The sequence below is a fragment of the uncultured Hyphomicrobium sp. genome, assembly GCF_902826555.1.
Classification (GTDB): domain Bacteria; phylum Pseudomonadota; class Alphaproteobacteria; order Rhizobiales; family Hyphomicrobiaceae; genus Hyphomicrobium_C.
This window is the reverse complement of sequence record NZ_CADEFI010000001.1, coordinates 117,492-137,219: the sequence shown is the minus strand read 5'-3', so window position 1 is coordinate 137,219 and position 19,728 is coordinate 117,492. Positions and strand designations below refer to the sequence as shown.

The 19,728-nt window shown below is 64.4% G+C and carries 22 protein-coding genes; 4 read left to right on the top strand and 18 right to left on the bottom strand.

All coding sequences use genetic code 11. The annotated features are described in order from the left end of the window. Positions 1 to 84 precede the first annotated feature (84 nt). The gene (locus QZV93_RS00635; RefSeq protein ID WP_295555092.1) at positions 85 to 1,053 is read left to right on the top strand and encodes a DMT family transporter; all 969 of its coding nucleotides are present in this window, start codon (positions 85 to 87) and stop codon (positions 1,051 to 1,053) included. 39 nt (positions 1,054 to 1,092) lie between these two features. Here the strand turns inward: QZV93_RS00635 and tgt are convergent, their stop codons facing one another. The 11 genes from tgt to coaD all read right to left on the bottom strand — a co-directional run bounded on the left by tgt (position 1,093) and on the right by coaD (position 8,126). Continuing rightward, the gene (tgt, locus tag QZV93_RS00630; RefSeq protein WP_295555090.1) at positions 1,093 to 2,265 is read right to left on the bottom strand and encodes a tRNA guanosine(34) transglycosylase Tgt; all 1,173 of its coding nucleotides are present in this window, start codon (positions 2,263 to 2,265) and stop codon (positions 1,093 to 1,095) included. Beyond that, positions 2,258 to 2,527 (bottom strand): hypothetical protein, encoded by a 270-nt coding sequence (locus tag QZV93_RS00625; protein WP_295555088.1) that lies wholly within the window; start codon positions 2,525 to 2,527, stop codon positions 2,258 to 2,260. Before QZV93_RS00625 ends, tgt begins: the two co-directional genes overlap by 8 nt. Before the next feature lie 15 nt (positions 2,528 to 2,542). Next, positions 2,543 to 3,676, bottom strand: coding sequence for a tRNA preQ1(34) S-adenosylmethionine ribosyltransferase-isomerase QueA (queA, locus tag QZV93_RS00620; RefSeq protein ID WP_295555086.1), 1,134 nt, complete (start codon positions 3,674 to 3,676; stop codon positions 2,543 to 2,545). Between the two features lie 410 nt (positions 3,677 to 4,086). Then, entirely contained in the window at positions 4,087 to 4,332 is a 246-nt protein-coding gene (locus QZV93_RS00615; protein WP_295555085.1) for a hypothetical protein, read from the bottom strand. Between the two features lie 44 nt (positions 4,333 to 4,376). After that, positions 4,377 to 4,610 (bottom strand): hypothetical protein, encoded by a 234-nt coding sequence (locus tag QZV93_RS00610; protein ID WP_295555084.1) that lies wholly within the window; start codon positions 4,608 to 4,610, stop codon positions 4,377 to 4,379. A gap of 233 nt (positions 4,611 to 4,843) precedes the next feature. Then, positions 4,844 to 5,221: a DUF423 domain-containing protein gene (locus QZV93_RS00605; RefSeq protein WP_295555082.1), complete on the bottom strand. Its 378-nt coding sequence runs from the start codon at positions 5,219 to 5,221 to the stop codon at positions 4,844 to 4,846. Between the two features lie 19 nt (positions 5,222 to 5,240). Further along, on the bottom strand, positions 5,241 to 5,693 hold the full coding sequence (locus QZV93_RS00600; RefSeq protein ID WP_295555081.1) for a DMT family transporter: 453 nt from the start codon (positions 5,691 to 5,693) through the stop codon (positions 5,241 to 5,243). 30 nt (positions 5,694 to 5,723) lie between these two features. Beyond that, positions 5,724 to 6,200: a peptidylprolyl isomerase gene (locus tag QZV93_RS00595; protein ID WP_295555079.1), complete on the bottom strand. Its 477-nt coding sequence runs from the start codon at positions 6,198 to 6,200 to the stop codon at positions 5,724 to 5,726. Between the two features lie 87 nt (positions 6,201 to 6,287). Next, entirely contained in the window at positions 6,288 to 6,869 is a 582-nt protein-coding gene (locus tag QZV93_RS00590; RefSeq protein WP_295555077.1) for a peptidylprolyl isomerase, read from the bottom strand. 8 nt (positions 6,870 to 6,877) lie between these two features. Further along, positions 6,878 to 7,420 carry a peptidylprolyl isomerase gene (locus QZV93_RS00585; RefSeq protein ID WP_295555343.1) on the bottom strand — a complete coding sequence of 181 codons (543 nt, stop codon included), beginning with the start codon at positions 7,418 to 7,420 and terminating at the stop codon, positions 6,878 to 6,880. Between the two features lie 196 nt (positions 7,421 to 7,616). Then, positions 7,617 to 8,126: a pantetheine-phosphate adenylyltransferase gene (gene coaD, locus QZV93_RS00580; protein ID WP_295555076.1), complete on the bottom strand. Its 510-nt coding sequence runs from the start codon at positions 8,124 to 8,126 to the stop codon at positions 7,617 to 7,619. Positions 8,127 to 8,246: 120 nt separating this feature from the next. Between coaD and QZV93_RS00575 the strand changes: the two genes are divergently transcribed. After that, positions 8,247 to 8,543, top strand: coding sequence for a hypothetical protein (locus QZV93_RS00575; RefSeq protein WP_295555075.1), 297 nt, complete (start codon positions 8,247 to 8,249; stop codon positions 8,541 to 8,543). Positions 8,544 to 8,577: 34 nt separating this feature from the next. Here QZV93_RS00575 and QZV93_RS00570 read toward each other — a convergent pair whose 3' ends face one another. Together QZV93_RS00570 and QZV93_RS00565 are read right to left on the bottom strand one after the other, a co-directional pair. Then, entirely contained in the window at positions 8,578 to 9,042 is a 465-nt protein-coding gene (locus QZV93_RS00570) for a c-type cytochrome (protein WP_295555074.1), read from the bottom strand. 91 nt (positions 9,043 to 9,133) lie between these two features. After that, positions 9,134 to 10,885 (bottom strand): PQQ-dependent dehydrogenase, methanol/ethanol family, encoded by a 1,752-nt coding sequence (locus tag QZV93_RS00565; RefSeq protein WP_295555073.1) that lies wholly within the window; start codon positions 10,883 to 10,885, stop codon positions 9,134 to 9,136. A 266-nt stretch (positions 10,886 to 11,151) separates the two neighbouring features. Here QZV93_RS00565 and QZV93_RS00560 point away from each other — a divergent pair, with 266 nt between their 5' ends. Next, the gene (locus QZV93_RS00560) at positions 11,152 to 11,496 is read left to right on the top strand and encodes a hypothetical protein (protein ID WP_295555072.1); all 345 of its coding nucleotides are present in this window, start codon (positions 11,152 to 11,154) and stop codon (positions 11,494 to 11,496) included. Between the two features lie 76 nt (positions 11,497 to 11,572). On the opposite strand, the gene QZV93_RS00555 is transcribed toward QZV93_RS00560, so the two are convergent. Continuing rightward, positions 11,573 to 12,313, bottom strand: coding sequence for an OmpW family outer membrane protein (locus tag QZV93_RS00555; protein ID WP_295555070.1), 741 nt, complete (start codon positions 12,311 to 12,313; stop codon positions 11,573 to 11,575). A 327-nt stretch (positions 12,314 to 12,640) separates the two neighbouring features. Between QZV93_RS00555 and QZV93_RS00550 the strand changes: the two genes are divergently transcribed. Continuing rightward, positions 12,641 to 13,348 (top strand): Crp/Fnr family transcriptional regulator, encoded by a 708-nt coding sequence (locus QZV93_RS00550; protein WP_295555068.1) that lies wholly within the window; start codon positions 12,641 to 12,643, stop codon positions 13,346 to 13,348. A 4-nt stretch (positions 13,349 to 13,352) separates the two neighbouring features. Here the strand turns inward: QZV93_RS00550 and QZV93_RS00545 are convergent, their stop codons facing one another. The 4 genes from QZV93_RS00545 to QZV93_RS00530 all read right to left on the bottom strand — a co-directional run bounded on the left by QZV93_RS00545 (position 13,353) and on the right by QZV93_RS00530 (position 19,721). Then, positions 13,353 to 14,444 carry an alpha-hydroxy acid oxidase gene (locus tag QZV93_RS00545; protein ID WP_295555066.1) on the bottom strand — a complete coding sequence of 364 codons (1,092 nt, stop codon included), beginning with the start codon at positions 14,442 to 14,444 and terminating at the stop codon, positions 13,353 to 13,355. Between the two features lie 4 nt (positions 14,445 to 14,448). After that, positions 14,449 to 15,132 (bottom strand): Fe2+-dependent dioxygenase, encoded by a 684-nt coding sequence (locus QZV93_RS00540; protein ID WP_295555064.1) that lies wholly within the window; start codon positions 15,130 to 15,132, stop codon positions 14,449 to 14,451. Between the two features lie 118 nt (positions 15,133 to 15,250). Then, complete coding sequence (locus tag QZV93_RS00535) at positions 15,251 to 17,836, bottom strand: TonB-dependent receptor (RefSeq protein WP_295555063.1); 2,586 nt, start codon at positions 17,834 to 17,836, stop codon at positions 15,251 to 15,253. 520 nt (positions 17,837 to 18,356) lie between these two features. Continuing rightward, positions 18,357 to 19,721 (bottom strand): FAD-dependent oxidoreductase, encoded by a 1,365-nt coding sequence (locus QZV93_RS00530; RefSeq protein WP_295555061.1) that lies wholly within the window; start codon positions 19,719 to 19,721, stop codon positions 18,357 to 18,359. Positions 19,722 to 19,728 lie beyond the last annotated feature (7 nt).

Genomic DNA, 19,728 nt, shown 5'->3' with positions numbered 1-19,728 from the left:
GAGATGTCACGGGAGAGCCGCACTTTTTGTGGCCATGTGTGCCGTCCGGAAAAATGCCGCGTCGCTTTCGAACCGCCATCGGGTATGAGGGGCGCACAAAAACAGCCGACCGATATGAACCGCCCGCACCCTGCCCCCTCGACCGAGACCGCACGTCACCGGCTCCAGGCCATCGGCCTCATGCTGATGGCGGTTGCGCTCTTTTCGGGGCTCGATACGGCCGCCAAGTATCTCGTCACCCGCGAGGGCCTCAGCGTCGCACAGGTGGTCTGGGTCCGATTTGTCGGTCAGTTCGTCCTGCTGCTGATGCTGGTGCCGGCCTTCGGCATCATGAGTGCCAAGGCACTCTTCACCTCCAATCGGCTGGGACTGCAGCTTGTCCGCTCGGTCCTCATGGTCGGCACCACGGCCTTCAACTTCCTGGCGCTCCAGCACCTGCGCCTGGATCAGACCATCACCATCGTCTTCCTCGCGCCCCTCGTGGTCGCGTTGCTCGCCGGGCCGCTGCTCGGCGAATGGGTCGGGTGGCGGCGCATCGTCGCCGTCATGGTCGGCTTTTGCGGCGTGCTCATAGCCGTGCGGCCTGGCCTCGGCGCCGTACATCCTGCCGTGCTCTATGCCTTCGCCGCCATGATCGTCTACGCGCTCTTCATGCTGCTCACGCGCTACATGGCGCATTTCGATCCGCCGCTGGTCACGCTCTTTTTCTCGATGTTCGTCGGCACCTTCTGCGGCGCCCCGCTCGCGCTCCTGGATTGGCACACGCCGCCGGATGCGCTGTCCTGGGTCCTGCTCTGCTCGCTCGGCATTCTCGGTGGCACCGGCCATTGGCTGTTCCTGCACGCCTATCGCTTGGCACCCGCCTCCACCATTGCGCCGTTTCTCTACATGCAGATCCTGACCATGGTGGCATTCGGATTCGCCGTGTTCGGCGACCTGCCCGATGTCTGGACACTCGCCGGCGCCGCGATCATTGTCGCCTCCGGCGTCTACCTCGTGCAACGCGAGCGCAGCCTCGCCCGCGAGGTGGCCGACGCCACCGCTCTCTCCTGAAATAAAAAGCGCAGCACACTACCCCTCTCGGGGAGAGGGTCAGGGTGAAGGGGAGGAGGCGTCGCGCGCCGCCTTGCCCGCAATCCGCGCTTTCGTCTCGGCGGCCCAGGCGTCGAAACGGCCCTGTTCGATCGCCGCACGCATGGCGGCCATCAGATCCTGATAGAATACCGTGTTGACCCACGACAGGATCATGGCGCCGAGGTACTCGCCGGACCGGATCAGGTGATGCAGATAGGCGCGGCAATAGTCCCGCGCCCCAGCGCACGTGCTTTCAGGATCGAGCGGCGCCGGATCGTCGGCATGGACGGCGTTGCGCAGATTGACGGGTCCGGCCCAGGTATAGGCGAGCCCGTGCCGGCCGTTCCGCGTCGGCAACACGCAATCGAACATGTCGATGCCCCGCCGCACCGACTCGATGAGATCCAGCGGCGTACCGACGCCCATGAGGTAGCGCGGCTTCCCTTGGGGCAGGAACGGCAGCGTTGCTTCCAGCGTGGCAAGCATCAGCTCGTGCCCTTCGCCGACAGCGAGCCCCCCGACCGCATAGCCCTCGAGGTCCATCGCCACCAGGGCCTCCGCCGAGCGCCGCCTGAGCCCGGCGTCCGTGCCCCCCTGCACGATGCCGAACAGCGCCTGGCCCGGCCCCGCGCCGCCGCTGGCGCGCTGCAGGAGAAACGCCTGCCGCGAGCGCTCCGCCCAGCGCAGCGACAGCTCCATCGCCCGTTCCACGTCGCGCCGCTCTGCCGGCAGCTCGATGCATTCGTCGAATTGCATTTGAATGTCGGAACCGAGCAGGCACTGAATCTCGATCGAGCGTTCCGGCGTCAGCATGTGCCGCGAGCCGTCGAGATGCGACTGGAACAGCGCGCCTTCCTCGGTGATCTTGCGGATTTTGGACAGGCTCATGACCTGGAAGCCGCCGGAATCCGTGAGGATCGGCTTCTCCCAGCGCATGAACCGATGCAGCCCGCCGAGCTTGGCGACGCGCTCTGCTCCCGGCCGCAGCATCAGATGATAGGTGTTGCCGAGCAGGATGTCGGCGCCCGCGTCGCGAACCTGCTCCGGATAGAGCGCCTTCACGGTCGCCACCGTGCCGACCGGCATGAACGCCGGCGTTCGGATGCTCCCGCGCGGCGTCAGGATCTCGCCGCGGCGCGCGCTCCCGTCCTGTTTGATGAGGCGGTATTGAAACGTCTCGGTCTCAGCCATCGAATTCCTTGTCGTGAACGGACGCATCGGGCCGTTGCCGGTCGAGCGACGCCCGATAGTGGACGCAACCGCGCATGAACCTGTCCCAGGGCGGCACGGCGATGGCGGCCTCGATCTTTTCCGGCAGCAGGCCCCAGAGAGCCGGATGATGCCAACAGAGATCGTGCCCGGAGCTGTCCCGGTGCTCGCGAATGCCGGCGCGCAGCTTACGCACCTCGGCGATCAGCGTTGCACGGTCCATCGTCTCCAGATCCTCATCCATGAGCGGTCTCCTCGGTCATTGGCTTTTGAACAAGAGCGACGCATCGCCGTAGGAATAAAATCTGTAGCCCGATGCAACCGCATGCGCATAAGCGTCTTTCATCGTCTGCAGCCCCGCAAACGCCGACACCAGCATGAACAGCGTCGAGCGCGGCAAATGAAAATTGGTCATCAACACGTCGACGGCGCGGAAACGATAGCCGGGGGTGATGAAGATCGACGTCTCGCCCGCGAAAGGCTGCACCGTGCCATCGGCCGTCGCGGCGCTTTCGAGGATGCGCAGCGACGTCGTTCCGACGGCGACGATACGCCCGCCGGCCGCCCGTGCCGCATTGAGCGCACGCGTCGTTTCCTCGGAGATCTCCCCCCACTCCGCGTGCATCTTGTGCTCGCTCGTGTCGTCGGCCTTCACTGGAAGAAACGTGCCCGCCCCCACGTGCAGCGTCACGAAGTGGCGCGAAACGCCTCGCGCCTCGAGAGCGGCAAAGAGCTCAGGCGTGAAATGCAGTCCCGCAGTCGGAGCGGCCACGGCCCCGTCGTGTGCCGCATAGACGGTCTGATAGCGCGTGCGATCCTTGGCATCGGGGGCACGCCGCCCGGCGATATAGGGCGGCAGCGGCATCTCGCCGATCGCCGCGATCGCCTGGTCGAGGTCCGGCCCCGCGAGATCGAAGGCAAGCTCCACCTCGCCCGCATCGAGCCGCTCAGTCACCGTCGCGTCGAGCGCGCTCAAGAGACACGCCATCCCCTCGGCCTCGGAGCCGAACCGCACGCGGTCCCCGGCCTGAAGCCGCTTCGCCGGCCGCGCCAGCGCCCGCCAGCGGCTCTGGTCGACGCGCTTCAGCAGGTTGAAGGCAACGCGCGATCGCAGCTCGCCGCGCACCCGCACGCCTTCGAGCGCCGCCGCGATCACGCGCGTATCGTTGAGCACCAGCGCATCACCGGGACGCAGCAGACCGACGACATCGCGCACGGTCTTGTCGGCAAGGGCCGGCGTCATGGCGGAGCCATGCACCAAAGGAGCGGCGGAGCCACGCTCCGCACGGGCGTTCGGATCGACCACAAGCAGCCGTGCCGCATCGCGCGGCTCGGCCGGCGTGAGCGCGATACGGTCCTCGGGCAGCTCGAAGTCGAAAAGGTCGGTACGCATGGGCGCTCTCTTAGCCCCAACAGGGGCGGCGACGGAACCCCTGCGACAAGAGAGCGTTTATGGTGAATGCAGAGCAACCGACCGAGCAGGGCCGAGCCCGGCCCCGGCAAACCGACGCGATCGCCGATGGATCCCGATCCGCACAAGCCGCCGGAGCCGATGAGGCCCGATCCGACCCGGGAGCCCGTGCCGCCGCCCGAGGACGAGCCGGAACCCCAGATCGACCCTCCGGCCGGGCCGTCCGGGCCACCGCCAAAGTGGGTGATCTACATTTATGCCGGCTGCAGTATGCCGCCGATGGCCCCGCCTCTCTAGACGATAATCGCTCCGATCGTCGCGCCTCCTACCGGGCGCGGCGTGAATCGGCAGCGTAGAAAAAGTTCCTACCGGGCAGCGGACAAAGGTCCGACCTAGAGCACGGCCCCGCGGCGCGTCACAATCCAGTAAGCAAGGAAAATCAGCACGAGACCGGTGACGGTCCCCGCCGGAAGCCCCTGCAAGAACGTATTTGCGTTGGCCGCCACGGCGGCGACGAAGTCTCCGCTGCTGGCGGGCCCCAGAATGATGTTGAGCAGCACGCAAAGAATGACGACGAGCAGCCCCGCCTCGACGGCAAGCCACCCCACCTTGCGGATGGTGTCGATGATATCCGGCATGACACGGTCGGCGCGGGATGCGATCCCGCGCCCTCCCTTTGATTTCAGGCGATCGTGCGCTTCGAGAACAGCCAGAGGATGAAGCCGAGAGCGATCAGGCCGACGAGGCCGTTCGTTCCCAGCTCCTTCACGAGATTGACGATATTGGCGACGACGCCGTCGAAGAACGGCACCGTTCCGCCGGCCAAAAGCGACGCGACGATAGCCAGTCCGATGAGCATCAGGCCGACTTCCGTCAGGCCGGCGATCCAGGACTTCGTGGTATTCAGCATTTCCATGTCGTCTTCCCCCAAGCGGGATGGGTTGCAATTCGCCGAGCGCGCAGCTCGGCGCCGAAACGCGAGCCAAAACAACCACCAACACTTTTATTGGGACGCCATTACCTGCAGCTCATGCCGCGCGGTTTGCGGGCGCAGCGACTCAGGCTGGACTGACAGCAGCGTAGTCTTCCTGGCCGCAAACTCAATCGACCTGTCCCGCAGTGCAGTAAGACGACGACGGCGCGAGCCTGTCAGCCGCCTTTGAGGGCGGAGACGATCCCGGCAACGCCGGCGACCAGCCACGCCAGGATCAAAAGCGATCCCCCGGTCGGCGCCGCCATCGGGAAAAGCCGGCCTTCCGCGAGCACGCGCACTGCCACGTCGCCCGAAAACAGGGCCACGGCAAAGAGCATCAGCGAAGCGGCCGCAAGAAAAGCCGCCGGCCACGGCGAGCCGCCGGCAATCGCCGACAGCGCGACGGCCGCACCGGCATGCAGGATCAGAAACAGAGCCGCCGTCGCGAGCGACGGATCGGCGACGCGATGCGCCGCCACGGCGGCCAGCGCCACGCCCGCCGCACCGACAAGCCCGGCGACACCCACATTCCACAAGCCCCATGACCCGATCATCGCTGCTCGCCCTTCCCGGCTAGAAAAACCGCACCATGAGTGCGCCCACGACCACGAGCACCGCACCGGCGGCACGCCCCATCGTGATCTCACGCGTAGCGAGTTCGAGCACGCCATAGTGATCGAGCACCAGGCTCGCCGTCACCTGCCCGGCGATGGTCAACGCGATGAGCGCGCCGACTCCAATCGTCGGCGTAAGAACGATGGCGGCCGTGATGTAGATGGCGCCCAGCACACCGCCGAGCCAAAGCACCGGGGAAAGCGAAGCGACGTTCCCCCAGGCCACCTCGCTGCGCGCGAGCAGCATCGTCACGACGGCGAGAAAGAGCGTCCCGACGACAAAGGACAGCAACGCCCCTCCGAGAGGATGCCCAAGCCTCGCCCCCGCCATGGCGTTGATCGGCGCCTGAATGGAGAGCAGGGCGCCCACCACGAACGCGACCGTGCTGAGTGCGGCTGCCTGCAACGACATGCGCTCACCTCCGAGCTTTCGAGCGACGTTCTAGGCGACGTCTGCGGCGACTTTGACCGAGGTCATCCGATCCGGGTTCTGCACCGGCTCGCCGCGCTTGATCTTGTCGACGTTGTCCATGCCCTCGATCACCTGCCCCCATACCGTGTACTTGCGGTCGAGGAACGTCGCATCGTCGAACACAATGAAGAACTGGCTGTTGGCGCTATCGGGAGAGGCCGCACGCGCCATGGAGCACACGCCACGCACGTGCGGCTCGGCGTTGAACTCCGCCTTGAGGTTCGGAAGTTTCGAGCCGCCCGTACCCGAGCCGTTGGGGCAGCCTGTCTGCGCCATGAAGCCATCGATCACGCGATGGAACACGATGCCGTCATAGAACCCCTCGCGCGCCAGCTGCTTGATGCGCGCAACGTGGTTCGGCGCCAGGTCCGGGCGCAGCGCGATGACCACACGGCCTTTCGTCGTCTCGATGATGAGCGTGTTCTCGGGATCCTTGATGTCGGCCATGTGGGTAAGCTCCAGTGAGTTGAACGGAAAGACGCGCCCGGGGCTTCATTGGCCCGGGCTACGGACGCCGCAATGAAAGATGTGGGGTTAGGGCACCGCCGGCGCCATGTACATTTTTATGATGGTATCCGGGGTCGGCGGCGGCTCGCCCTTGGCGATCTGATCGACAAGTGGCATGCCGTCAACCACTTGACCAAACACGGTATAATCGCCGTTGAGACTTGGCGTGTGCGTAAAGCAGATGAAGAACTGGCTGTTGGCGCTGTTGGGGCTCCCCGAGCGCGCCGCCCCGACCGTCCCTCGCTCGAACGGAGTAGGCGTGAACTCGGCGGGCAGATCCGGATACTTCGACCCGCCGCTGCCGTTGCCCTTCGGATCGCCGGTCTGCGCCATGAAGCCCGGGATCACGCGGTGCCACTTGAGCCCGTTGTAGAAGCCCTCGTTCACCAGCATCTTGAACCGTTCCACATGCTTCGGAGCCAGATCCGGCCTCAGCCGGATCGTCACCTTGCCCGTCTTGAGCTCCAAGACCACCATGTTCGCGGGATCGTTTGCGTTGGGCGGCGGAGTCGAGACGTTGGCATTCAAATTCGGCGCGTTCGACGGACCGCACGCCGCGAGGCTGCAGGCCAGGACGAGAGCCGCCAGTCGCGTGATCCATACCGCCATGCGAACGCCTACTGCCCCGCGCCGTCGGCAGCCATGTACATTTTCACGATCACGTCGGGCTTGGCCGGAGGCTCGCCCTGGGCGATCTGGTCGACGTACTGCATGCCGTCCACCACCTCGCCCCACACCGTGTACTGACCCGTCAGATGCGACGCGTCAGCGAAACAGATGAAAAACTGGCTGTTGGCGCTGTTCGGATCCATCGTGCGCGCCGCGCCGATGGTGCCGCGCTTGAACGGCACGTCATTGAATTCGGCCGGAAGGTCGGGATAAGGCGATCCTCCCGTCCCGGTCCCGGTGGGGTCGCCGGTCTGCGCCATGAAGCCCGGGATCACGCGATGGAAGGTGATGCCATTGTAGAAACCTTCCGAAACCAGCTTCTTCACCCGCTCGACATGCTTGGGAGCTTTGTCGGGCAGCAGCTTGATCTTCACCTTCCCGGACTTGAGTTCGATGATCACCGTGTTCGCGGCATCGTCGGCCAACGCGCGCGACGGCGCACAAATCTGCGCGCTCACGAAAACGGCCGCGAAAACAGCGGCCACGGCCATCGCGGCCAGCCCCCGCGCTCCCCAGCGGAAAGCCCCGCTGCGATTGGTGGTGAAAAGGCTTCTGCCCACGATCGTTTCCCCGGTTCTATTGTTTGTTGCCATGCGAACGGACGGCCCACCCGTGCATCACCCGGCCCCGTGTCCATTCCAAGGCCGAGGTTATGAACCTTTGCCGCGGGCGCGGCAACCGGGCCGCCTACCGCTTCGCCTTGGATTTGGCCTTGGTCGCAAGCCTGAGCGCCACCCCTTTTGAGACGAAGGGCGTCACATCGCCCCCCATCAGCGCAATCTGCCGGACGAGATTGGCAGCGATATGCCGGACCTCGGGCGAAGCGGCGACGAACACGGTCTGCACGGACGGAGCCATCTGGCCGTTCATGTTGGCCATCTGCATCTCATAATCGAAATCCGTCCCGTCCCTGAGCCCGCGGAAGATCACGCTGGCGCCGTGGCGCTGCGCCGCCGACACCGCAAGATCCGAGAACGTCACCACCTCGATGCCGATCCCGGCGGAGGCGGCAACGGCGCGCGTCTCGGCTTCGAGCATATCTACGCGCTCGCCGTCGGAGAACATCGGCGCCTTTGCCGGATGCACGCCGATGCCGATCACCAACCGATCCACGAGCCGGGCGGCCCGTGCGATGATGTCCGTATGCCCGAGTGTGACGGGATCGAAGGACCCCGAATAGAAGCCGGTTCTGCTCATGTCGCTATGGTGCCGGGCGGCAAGGGCAAATTCAACACCGGAAGGACGCCGGAGCCGTTGGCGGATGGCTTTTTCCGCGTCATAGTAGCCCATGCAACGACGGAACGGGGGAGTAAGGCCATGCCGTCACGCGAAGTGATGCATAAAGTTGCATGTCCGGCCGCCGTCGCAGCCGCACTGCTTGCGGCCCTGACGCTGCAAATGCCCACCGCACACGCCGAATCCTGCGTCACCAAGCATGGCTCGGCGACCGGCATCACGCGCGGCTTCGCCGAGTACGAATCCTTCCTGATCATTCGCCAGGTGACGGGCAACTGGCCCTTCGAGACCGATCGCATCTCCAAGCCTGCCTACAAGTGCAGGAGCGACGGCACCCTCTGGACCTGCAGTGCCACGGCCAAAGTCTGCAAAGGCTGAACGGACCGCCCGTGAATGACAACCGCGACGACAATCAGCGGCGCGTGGAGTCCTCGTCGTCGTCCTTCCTCTGCTGCGCGTAACGCTGAGCTTCATATCTCAGATAGGCGACGATCTTCCAGATTTCATCGCTCGTCAGCGCGTCCTTGAACGCGCCCATCTGCGTGTTGGCCCGTCCTTCCGAGATGGTTCGAAACATCAGCTCGTCCGAGTTCGCCCCTTCGGGGCCCCAGGCGCCGTGGATGAGCTGAGGGCATTTTCCGCCGATGCCGCGCGTGCTGTGGCATTGCTGGCAGTTGCGCCCGAACAGGTCCGCCCCTTCCGTGAGCGCGGCGCGGTCTCCGGCAAACGGATTCGTGGACGCTTTCGGTGCGCCGGGCTGCGACTGTCCGGAGGACATTGCAGAAACGTTGCCGGTCTCCACGGTCGCCGCGAGGCACGCAAAAGCAGCGACGACTCCAACCGCTAGCAGGCGATGGAGGACGAGAATTCTGGGCATGTGATGGATCCGATGTTCGTAAGTTTCGAGCAGGTGCTCTGCGTTTCGCGTCCGGTCCCGCCCGTGGGCGGGACCGGCACCGGTTCTGGTTTTACTCGGGAAGCCCGAACAGCATGACGCCACCGCCACGATTGTGGGTCTTCATGAACTCGGCGTAGGCGAGCGGCCACAAGCTTCCGCCACCCGGACCGTAAACGATGGCGACGACCTGCTTGCCGTTGACCGTGAAGGTCGTGGGGTTGCCGTGGATGCCGGTTCCGACGTTGAAGCGCCACATCTCCTCGCCGGTATCGTCTGCAACGGCGCTGAAGTAGCCCTCCGCGTCACCCGAGAAGACAAGTCCGCCCGCCGTGCTGACGAGACCGCTCGTGGCCGGGAAGCTTTGCGGTTTGGTCCAGACCAATTCGCCGGAGGTGGCGTTGAAGGCCTTGAGTCCGCCCGTGTAGGGATTGACCGACAGCACCTTGGAGCGAAGGAACCACTTGCCGCGTTCGAACTTCTGGTCCTTGAGCTCGATGTTCATCGAGCTGTCGATGAACGGAATGTAGATCAGCTTTGTCTTCGGGCTGTAGGTGGCGGGATGCCATTCCTTGCCGCCGTCGAGCACCGGCGCGATGTCGGTGACGAGGCGTCCCTTGACCGGCACCTTCTCCGGGTTGACGTTCGGCCGGCAGTTCTCTCCGAAGCTGGTGACCCAGTTGACGCGCGCAATCGGCACCACCCAGTTGCATTTGCCGTTGGTGCGGTCGATCGAATAGAGGTGCCCGTTGCGATCGCCGTGCAGCCACACCTTGCGGCCCTGCTCGTCGTCGAGCAAAATCGCTTCGTTGTTGCCCGAATAATCCCAGGCATCGTTCGGCGTGTACTGGAAGTGATATTTGATCTCGCCGGTCTCGACATTCATCGCGATGGTCGAGTCGCTGTAGAGATTGTCGCCGGGACGGCTGTGACGATCGAAGTCCGGAGCCGGATTGCCGCCGCCCCAGAACAGAGTCTTGGTCGAAGGCTCGTAGGAGCCCGTGAGCCACGCCGATGCGCCGCCGTTCTCCCACGAATTGTTGCCCCACGTTTTGGCTTGCGGATGGTCGGGGCTCGTCGGGCGCGTGAACTGTTCCCAGACTTTCTTGCCCGTCGCCGGATCGAGCGCGGTGATGCGGCCGGCGTTGCCGCCGAGATCGCCGCCCGAATTGCCGACGATGACCTTGCCATCGGCGACCAACGGAGCCGACGTATAGATGTCACCGCTCGTGTAATCGCCGAGCTTGACCTTCCATTCCTCCTTGCCGCTCCACGCGTTCAGCGCCACCACCTGGGTGTCGAGCGTCGCCATGTAGACCTTATCCTTGTAGACGGCGACACCGCGGTTGATCGCCTCGCAGCATAGGAACGGGCCGATGTCCGCGGGGAGCGGATGCTCGTACTTCCACAGAATGCGCCCCGTCGATCCTTCGACGGCAAAGACCTTGTTCTGGCTGGACGTGACGTAGAGCGTGCCGTTGACCGAAAGCACCTGGCTGTCTTGCGCGTCGTTGACCCCGAACGACAAGTTCCAGAGCGGGACCAGCTTCTTGATGTTCGTTCGGTTGATCTGCGTGAGCTGGCTATACCTCTGGTGATCGTAGCCCTTGCCGTAATTGAGCCAATTGTTGGCGTCCTTGTCGGCATTCTTGAGCATGTCGTCGCTGACGTAGTTGGGACGCCATTTGAACGTCGCCTCCAACGTATCGATGCCCAAGGGCGGTTCGGCATCCTGTGCGTAGAGCACGCTGGGCGGCGCGAGCAATGCCGCACACAGCAATAGTCTGGTCGCCGTCGCCGGACGGCGACCGCCTGTCCTCGTCATGGGAGTTCCTCCAGTGCTTTTATGACAGCGCGATCTCAAGCAGCCGCGCTTCCACCCGCACCACGCAACCGGCGTGCCACCGACCAACCAAAGGAAAATAAATGTAATTTTATATCGTTGCGTATAGACGAGAGCCGCGAACCCGCGACACGTGTTGCATCCGGGCGTCGACGGAGGCTCTGCCAGGAGGGCTTCCCAAGCATCGGTCCTGCAACGGATGATCGGTCCCGACGCGGTCCGGACAAGCATAGAGAGGATGATGGTCGATGTTGCGCCGAACGATTGCAGCCGTTGCCTTGTTGGCCTCGTCCTTTTGCGCGCGCGCCGAAGTCTGGATGGTCAAGTCGTCCGGCACTCTCGGGTGCCGGGATCGCCAGACGCTGATCGAGCTTGAGGCGAGACCACCGCTGGAGATGGACGCAACGGCTCCTCCTTCGGGATGCACGGTCCTTTATTCCGGCGAAAGGTTGCTCGACGTGCCGCACGTCGGCGAAGGGTTCACCGACTACATGAAGGTGCAGCGCGCGGACGGCACGATCCTGTTTGTTCGCACGTCCGCGACTGTTCCGGATCCAGGAATTGGAAGCGTCACCGACGATCGCTCCGAGTGACCCTCCGCGGCATGAGAAGGGCCCGGCTTTCGCCAGGCCCTTGTGGACGTAACAGCTCGACGCGGTTGAGTGCGCCCTACTTCAGAGGCGCCGCTTCGCGCCGGCCGAGCAGGTCCTCGATATTGAACCGATAGCCGAGGTTGGCGGTGGCAATCAGCGGATCGATGTCGTGCTCGGCCGTGATGCGGCTGCCGTCGGCGAACCTCCAGGTCACGTCGGTGTCCTCCCAGACCTTCTTCACGTCGAGGCCCAGCGACCATCCCCCGCCAAGGTCGAAATCGACGCCCGCCTGCAAAGCGAAACCGAAGCTGTCGTCGAGGTCCACGGCAACCGCGCCCAGCCCGTTGCTGCCCGGCTTGGTATCGAAATAGTGGATCCACTCCACGCCGGCGCCGACGTACGGGCGAAGGGGGCCCAGCCCGTCGAAATGGTACTGCAGCGTCAGGATCGGCGGAAACATCCACGTCTCGGCGATTTCGCCTTGGCCGCTGATGAGCCCCTCGCCCACGATGCTGGTCTGACCGAAGCAGCAAAAGAGCTCGACGGCCACGTTGCGGTTGAAGAAATACGTGAGCGTCAGCGTCGGAAGCGTCATGTCGTCCGTCGACGCGCTCGCGCCCGCGGCCAGAAGGTCGACGCCGGCCGACGTCACGAGGCTGTTCGTCTCGTCATCGGTCCAGACGCCCGAGATGCCGACCTTGATCTGAAAATTCCCGTTGCTGTCCCCTGCGAGCGCCGGCCCCGCCGCACCCATCGTCACCGCGAGCGCAGTGGCCAACACCTGAGTGCGCAGTCGCGAAAAAGTCTTGCCCGTCATCTGTCGCGTCCTTTCGGAGTGATCGTTGCCGGCCATGCATCGACGCGCCGGCAGATTGAACTGGCGGTCACCATGCGCTGCGTCGCACGCGCGGCTTAAGCGGCAAATGAAGACGCTGCCTGATGCAGATCAGGCGGAAATCCATTCCGTACGGAGAGTTGCGCGCACGACACGGAACCGTTGACCAGTGTCAAAAAAGCCCGCGGCGTTGGCGCGCATGGGATCTCGACGTCGATTTGATCACGGTCAAGGCGCGAGCGGTCCGCTGCGTCGAAGGGATTGCAAGCGAGAGATCTCGAGATGAGCAGGATCCGCTTGGTCGCAACGATGACAAACGCCCCCGGCGTCGCCTTGGATGAGCTCGCGCAACGCGCGACGCGCATCGCAACGCGCAGGCACCAGCGAATTGCACTTGCCGGCGCGCCCGACGAGACGCTCTTCCTGATCCGCAAAGGTCTCTTCCTCAGTCGCGCGGCAATTCCCGACTCGCATCGCAACATCCTCGGTATTCTCTATCCGGGCGACATCGCTCACGCGCTCGCGATACCCGCGCTCGATCGCACCGAGATCACGGCCGCCTCGGACTCGGGCGAGATATGGCGCCTGCGCGGCTCCGACGTTCAGGAGCTGCAGGAAATGGACGCGAGCCTTGCTCGCATGATTACCGACAGGCTCGCCGAAAAGGCCGCGCGCCTCGCGCTCCATAACGCCGTCATCGGCAGCCTGACGGGAGACGAGAGGGTCGCGGCGTTGATGATGGAGCTGGCGCTTCGGACCGGCAGACACACGCCGGCGGGTATCGAGTTCGAAATGCCCATGTCGCGCACCGACATCGCCGACCATCTGGCGCTCAACGCCGACACCGTCTCGCGCATTGTGTCGCGCATGCGCTCCAAAGGGCTGATTTCGGTCTCGGCCCGCAACAGTCTCTCCTGCCGCAGCCTCGATGATCTCGCGCGAGCCTGCCCCCTCGCCGACGCACTCGCGCGCACGTATGGCGGCGCCCGGCTCGACAGCTCCCAGACGGCGCCCTGAACGCCTAGCCGCGACGCCCGCCGATCACAAGATGCGGACCGACATCCGCCAGCGTGCGACACCCCGAGAGCGCCATGGCGACTTCGAGCTCATCGCGCAGCAGACGCAGCACGTGCGCCACGCCATAGGCGCCGTTCACCGCCAGCCCATAGATGATCGGCCGTCCCACCAGCACCGCCTGCGCGCCGAGCGCGAGCGCCTTCAAGACATCCGTGCCGCGCCGGATGCCGCCGTCGAGCAGCACCGGAACGCGCCCCGCGACCGCCGACACGATGCCCGGCAGCACATCGATCGTCGCCGGAAGCGTATCGAGCGTGCGTCCGCCGTGGTTGGAGACGATGATGCCGGCCACCCCCGCATCCGCCGCACGCACTGCATCCTCCGCCGACAGGATGCCCTTCACCACGATGGGAAGCCGAGTCTCCGCGCTGAGCCAGACGATGTCGTCCCATGTCGGCGCGACAGCCATGAACCGGTCGAACACCGCGCTCTGACCGCGCGCCAACTCCACCGCCGGCCCGCCGATGTCCTTGAGGTTCTCGGCGACGATCCCGACGGGCAGGCTGAACCCGGCGCGATGCTCGCGATTGCGCACGCCGTTGATCGGCGCGTCGACCGTCACCACCAGCACCTCGTATCCGGCGGCCTCCGCGCGTCGCACCAGCGACAGCGTCGCCTCGCGCACCGGCTGCACATAGAGCTGAAACCAACGGCACGAGGCCCCGGCATCGGCAGCGTCCTCGAGACTGACGCTCGCCTGCGTCGAAAGCACCATGCAGGCATCCTGCGCCTCGGCGGCGGCCGCTGTTGCGCGCTCCCCATCCGCGTGCGCGAGTTTCTGGTAGGCGACCGGCGCCACGAAGATCGGATGCTCGTAGCGCTGTCCTAAAAGGCTGAGGCGCGTATGTCCGCCGGGCCCGCCATTGAGCACGCGCGGCGATACGGCGATCCTGTCGAAGCTCTCGCGGTTCCAGCGCAGCGTGATCTCGTCCGCCGAGCCACCGGCGAAATAGGCCCAGGCGTTGGCGTCGAGACGTTGCTCCGCCAGGCGCTCGTAGTCCGCAAGCGAGACGGGGCTCGGAGCGCCGGTTTCCACGGGCTCAGGTCTCCGCCCATTGCCGAAGCAGGTTGTGATAGTGCGCAGTGAGCCCCACCACGGCGGCATCGTCATCCGGCAGCCGAGAACGGATGCTCATGATCGAAAGGTCGAGATCGTAGAGCATGTGCCGCTGCCAATCGTCCTTGACCATGGATTGCGTCCAGAAGAACGACGCCCACCGGCTGCCCCGCGTCACGGGCGTCACACTGTGCATGCTGGTGGCCGGATAGACGACCATGTGCCCGGCCGGAAGCTTCACCGTGTGCGTGCCGTAGGTGTCGTGCACCACCAGTTCGCCCCCATCGTAGTCCTCGGGCGGCGTCAGGAACAGCGTCGATGACACGTCCGTGCGAAGCCGCTGCCCCGTGCCCGGAATTGCGCGGATGGACCCGTCGACGTGTGCGCCAAACGTCATCCCCTCATCGTAGCGGTTGAACATCGGCGGCAGCACCCTGAGCGGCAGCGTCGCCGTCATGAACTTCGGATTGGCGGCAAGTGCCCGGAGCACGATCTGGCCCAGCTCCTGCGCCACTGGAGAATCGATGGGCACCTGCAGGTTTTTCTTCACCTTGACCGCCTGATCGCCCGCGGTGACGCGCCCGTCCACCCACTCCGTGCTTTCCAGCACGCGGCGGAGATGCGCCACCTCGTCAGCCTTGAGCACGTCGGGAATGGTGACCAGCATCGTTAACTCCAGAAACGCGAATTGCCGGGGCGAGCCCGGCAATCCTGTCCTTACCCTTGCCGCCGGCGCGGTACAAGCACGCGCCCGGCGGCGATGTCCAGATTGTTAACTATCGAAGTCAGAAATCGAAGCTGGTACCGACGCGGAAGGTCCGGGGCGCCCCCAGCGTCGCACGCGTTCCCTGCCAGTTTGCCGACACCGCGTAGTCCTCGTCGAACACGTTGTCGACGTTGAACTGCAGATCGATATTGTCCGTCAGATCATACGAGACCATCAGGTTGACCAGGAAGTAGCTTGGCAGCTCGCCGTACTTACCGTTCGGAATGATGCGCAGGGCATCGTCCGGGCGGCCGAAGAACGTGGAGCCAACGTACTGAACGCCACCGCCGAAGGTCAGCTTGTCCGTCACGTCGTAGGTCAACCAGAGCGCAGCCGAGAAATTCGGCACGCCGGACAGCTCTTCACCGTCTGTCGACGTCACGCCGGTCGGATTTGCGGCCTGCCATTCGGGATTGATAGTGCTCGTCGCAGCGGTGCTGCCGCGCTCGTAGTCGCCTTGCGGATTTGCGTTCGTCGCATTTTCCGCCATCACAGCTTTGTCCACTTCGCTGCCGTGGCGGCGTTCGCTGTCGAGCCACAGAGCGCCACCGAACGCCTTGAGGCGGCTGGTGATGTTTCCGGCGATGCCAAGCTCGATGCCCTGCACGCGCTGTTCGCCATAGGCGATGCCCGGATAGCGATCGTTTCCGCCGTAGGCGATGTCGCGCTTTTCGGTCTGGAAGGCCGCGGCTGTCGTCGAAAGCTTACCGCCAAGCCAGTCCCACTTCACGCCGACTTCGTAGTTGTGGATCTCGATCGGATCGGCACCTTCCACGAATCCGGGGAACGCCTGGCCTGCAGTACGCGAGATGTCGGGATTGGACATGTACGATCCGGGCGGCAACGTCGAAACGCCGTACGCAGCGTAGATCGTACCTTCTTCCACCGGCTTGTAGGCAAGTCCGATCTTTCCGCCGAGGGTCGTCTCGCTGTCGTCGAAAAGCCCGGTACCGCCGAAGCCGACACCTCCGCCGTTCTGGTCAACGCTCCGGATGTCCACGTTGTAGTGCTCGAGCCTGAGGCCGCCCGAGAGCTCGAGCTGACGCGTCAGGGTGATCGTATCGTAGAAGTAGACGGCGACCGTCTCGATATCGACCGAGTTCGACCCTTGAGAAACACCAGGAATCGGCCCGGTTCGACGCGGATCGGGGTCGAATAGGTCAGCGACAATTGCGCCAGCACCACCAGGTGGGTTGGTGATCGTCGGCAAGCTGTTCGCATCCGACGTCTCGCGCGTGTATTCGACGCCCGTCGTGATGGTGTGCTTGAACGCACCGGTGACGAACGTGCCGGCGAGGTTGGTCTGGTTGCTGAAGATCTCGTTCACGCGATCGTAGTACTGCAGCTGCGTCGTGGCCGTGGTGAGGCCCGCGTTGACGCCCGTCGGGATCACATAGCGTGAATCGCGGCTCGACCGATCCCAGACCGTCTGATTGGTGATCGTGAAGTCTTTCGAGATATCGTGTTCGAGGCGAGCCATGACCCGGTCGCCTTCAACGTCGTCGTAATCCGAAACCAGCCCGTAGTAGTTGGTGCGGGACGTATTGACGTTGAACCTGTCATGGAGCGGCAACCCCTTCACGGAATACCCGAGCACGCCCCAATCCGGAACGTCATCTCGCTTCAGACGCTCGTAGGAGAAGATAGCGCGCGTCTCGGTTCCGAGGCCGAATGCAATCGACGGCGCGAGGCCATAAGCTTCAAGCTCGGCGATGTCGCGGCCCATCACGCCGCCGTCCTCGTACATGCCGTTCATGCGCACCGCGACGGTGCCGACCTGCTGGTTCACGTCGATCGTCGAGCGGAAGAGCGGATCGGTTCCGTGCTCATCGAACGTCACGCTCGCCTCGCCGCGGACGAAGTTCTCCTGCTGCGGCGTCTTGGTGATGATGTTGATATATCCGGAAGCGGCGCCACGCCCGTTGTCCGCGGCCGCACCCTTGAAGACCTCGACCTGCTCGACATTGAACATGTCGCGCGCGAAGCTGCCCGAGCTGCGCACGCCATCGGTGAAGATGCTGCCGCTGGTACCGAAGCCGCGCAGGTTGAAGTTGTTGGTGCTCGTCGCGAATCCGTTTTCACCGGCATCGAACGTGATGCCCGGGGTATTGCGCAGCGCCTGCGTGAGGTTGGTTGCACCCCGCTCGCTGATGATCGTGCCTGGAATAACGGTCACCGTCTGCGGCGTATCGAGCAGCGGTCCGGTCAGCTTGTTCGATGCAGAATAGTCAGCCTTGAACTCGCCGGGCGCAACGGGACCGGCCTGACCGGGCAGCGGCGGCTCCGCCGAACGCTCGGCGACGGGCTCCGGAGCCGGAGCCTGCGGAACGGGGCTTGAAGGCTGAGCCTTCTTCTTGGCCGCAACGCCCTGCTTCTTCTTTTTTGCCGTCGTCTCGACCACCAGAGGCGGGAGATCGTCGGCCGGCTCTGCAGCCTGCTGCGCCTGCGCCACCGTCGCGGGGCTGGCGGCCAGCATGGCGAACGCCGTCAGAAGTTTCGTCGATCCGGCGTCCCAGCGGGCGTCGCCTCCTTCGGAAGAGCAAGCGCTGTTCGGAGCAAGGTTCGGGCAATGCCTAAAAACGGCAGGATCGCGCGCAGACGTCATAACTATCCCCCACAAAAAACCCTTGAGAAAAAGGGCCGCCGAAAAAATGCAGGGGCAATTGCTGCAGTGAGACAACGCAAACCCCAAGCAGCACCGAGAGAAATATACTCAACCACGGACGTCAACAATTCGGGCCGCGTTGGGCAGCAGCGGCATTCCGTAAGGATGCCCTCAAGCAACAACAAAATGGAACACGACAAGCCGCATGAGGCGGCGCAAAGGATTGCTTAAATGGCGTTTTCACACGACGGCCCGCCGGGAGCCATCGTTGCATTTGTAGACTTTAAACCGAAGGTAAAGAGAAAAATCACAACCGACACGGCACCGATAAAACGGAGAAACACATCCGTATAAACACGGATATTGCGCGGACATTCTTCGACGATTTTCATCGCGAGGCCCGGCTTTAAAACGCCCATTCTCCTCGAATGATTTCATCCTTTGCAGCGCTATTGCGGCGCGCGCGCCAATTCGTCTTTGCAATGAGAAAATGCGCGGGCGTGGCTTCTACAGCGGCGCCTTACATGTGCAGTGCATCCCGCAACGCGTAGACGCCATACGCCGCCCTGAGACCCCATCTCAGCAAAATATTGGACGGCGGAAGCCGCGGTGGCAGTCCGCGGAAAAGCGTTGGCACATCGGTCTCGCGCGCCGCACCAACTGCGAGATCGGCAGCGAGACGACCGGCCCACGGCATCGTAGCCGTTCCCGATCCATGGCAACCGAACGCAAACGCGACGCTCGCGTCGTCGGGATCGAGCCCGACCGCAAGGCTGCGCCGTGCCGTCAGCGAGACGAGGCCGCGCCATGCAAACGCGATCTCGGCATCCGCGAAGGCTGGCAGCGTGTGCGTCAGGCATTTGAGCGTTTCAGCGGCCTTCTTCGCCCGCGCGACCGACGTTCCCTGCGTGTCACCCCGGCCGCCGAACAGAATGCGCCCATCGGGAAGCCGCCGATAATACGAAAGCAGTCCGCGGGAATTGTAGATCGGCGTCGTCGTCCGGAATCCTCGGCGCTCGAGCTCCTCTGCGCCGTAGGCCTGCGTTACGATAATGCTCGAGATGGCGGGCAGGCTGCGGAAGGCGACACTGCGATGAAGCCCGTTGGGCATATAGCCGTTGGCCGCAACAATGACCCGCTCCGCGCGCACGCACGCGCCCATATCCGTCTCGAGCCGATGGTGACGACCTTCGCGGATCCAGGTGACGACCGGAGTTGCGGAGAACACCTGCGCCCCGTTGGCCTTGGCGGCGCGCGAGAGCGCACGCACGAGACGCAGCGGATGCATGGCAAATCCCGGCTTGAGACGCAGCGCACCGTGCGTCTCGGGCCCGTCATGCATCTCTCGGCGAAACCGATCCGCGCCGATGAATTCCGCCGCGACGCCGAAGCGCTGACTTAATGTCTCGGCCTCCTCCGCAAGCACGGGCGCGACGCTTCGATGATGCGCCACGCAGAGATTGCCGTCGCCCACAGGATCGCAATCGGGCGCATGATCGGCGATGAAGGCGCGAACATCCTCGACGGCCCTAGCCTGTGTCGCCCAATAGCGTCGCGTCTCCTCTTCCCCGACTCGGCGCACCATCTCGGCCGTGGAAAGCTTGGAGCCTCCCATGGAAACGAAACCGGCGTTGAGGCCCGACGCGCCCCAGCCGATGCCCGCACCGGCCTCCAGCACGGCCACGCGGCGCCCATGACGGCTCGCGAGCTGGTGGGCGGCGGAAAGCCCCGCGTACCCCCCGCCGATCACCGCCACATCGACGCTGAGATCCGTTTCGAGACGAGGCGCAGCGTCATCCGGGCCCTCGGCCGCAGTCGCCGTCCAATAGGTCTCCGGCGTGGTCCCGAATACGTAGATGTCGGCGTCGTAGACGCGTCCCGACATCCGAGCC

Bases quoted from the DNA above. Each gene is read 5' to 3' on its own strand.
- QZV93_RS00635 (WP_295555092.1), top strand. From the start codon at position 85: ATGAGGGGCGCACAAAAACAGCCGACCGATATGAACCGCCCGCACCCT.
- tgt (WP_295555090.1), bottom strand. From the start codon at position 2,265: ATGGCTGAGACCGAGACGTTTCAATACCGCCTCATCAAACAGGACGGG.
- QZV93_RS00625 (WP_295555088.1), bottom strand. From the start codon at position 2,527: ATGGATGAGGATCTGGAGACGATGGACCGTGCAACGCTGATCGCCGAG.
- queA (WP_295555086.1), bottom strand. From the start codon at position 3,676: ATGCGTACCGACCTTTTCGACTTCGAGCTGCCCGAGGACCGTATCGCG.
- QZV93_RS00615 (WP_295555085.1), bottom strand. From the start codon at position 4,332: ATGCCGGATATCATCGACACCATCCGCAAGGTGGGGTGGCTTGCCGTC.
- QZV93_RS00610 (WP_295555084.1), bottom strand. From the start codon at position 4,610: ATGGAAATGCTGAATACCACGAAGTCCTGGATCGCCGGCCTGACGGAA.
- QZV93_RS00605 (WP_295555082.1), bottom strand. From the start codon at position 5,221: ATGATCGGGTCATGGGGCTTGTGGAATGTGGGTGTCGCCGGGCTTGTC.
- QZV93_RS00600 (WP_295555081.1), bottom strand. From the start codon at position 5,693: ATGTCGTTGCAGGCAGCCGCACTCAGCACGGTCGCGTTCGTGGTGGGC.
- QZV93_RS00595 (WP_295555079.1), bottom strand. From the start codon at position 6,200: ATGGCCGACATCAAGGATCCCGAGAACACGCTCATCATCGAGACGACG.
- QZV93_RS00590 (WP_295555077.1), bottom strand. From the start codon at position 6,869: ATGGCGGTATGGATCACGCGACTGGCGGCTCTCGTCCTGGCCTGCAGC.
- QZV93_RS00585 (WP_295555343.1), bottom strand. From the start codon at position 7,420: ATGGCCGTGGCCGCTGTTTTCGCGGCCGTTTTCGTGAGCGCGCAGATT.
- coaD (WP_295555076.1), bottom strand. From the start codon at position 8,126: ATGAGCAGAACCGGCTTCTATTCGGGGTCCTTCGATCCCGTCACACTC.
- QZV93_RS00575 (WP_295555075.1), top strand. From the start codon at position 8,247: ATGCCGTCACGCGAAGTGATGCATAAAGTTGCATGTCCGGCCGCCGTC.
- QZV93_RS00570 (WP_295555074.1), bottom strand. From the start codon at position 9,042: ATGCCCAGAATTCTCGTCCTCCATCGCCTGCTAGCGGTTGGAGTCGTC.
- QZV93_RS00565 (WP_295555073.1), bottom strand. From the start codon at position 10,885: ATGACGAGGACAGGCGGTCGCCGTCCGGCGACGGCGACCAGACTATTG.
- QZV93_RS00560 (WP_295555072.1), top strand. From the start codon at position 11,152: ATGTTGCGCCGAACGATTGCAGCCGTTGCCTTGTTGGCCTCGTCCTTT.
- QZV93_RS00555 (WP_295555070.1), bottom strand. From the start codon at position 12,313: ATGACGGGCAAGACTTTTTCGCGACTGCGCACTCAGGTGTTGGCCACT.
- QZV93_RS00550 (WP_295555068.1), top strand. From the start codon at position 12,641: ATGACAAACGCCCCCGGCGTCGCCTTGGATGAGCTCGCGCAACGCGCG.
- QZV93_RS00540 (WP_295555064.1), bottom strand. From the start codon at position 15,132: ATGCTGGTCACCATTCCCGACGTGCTCAAGGCTGACGAGGTGGCGCAT.
- QZV93_RS00535 (WP_295555063.1), bottom strand. From the start codon at position 17,836: ATGACGTCTGCGCGCGATCCTGCCGTTTTTAGGCATTGCCCGAACCTT.
- QZV93_RS00530 (WP_295555061.1), bottom strand. From the start codon at position 19,721: ATGTCGGGACGCGTCTACGACGCCGACATCTACGTATTCGGGACCACG.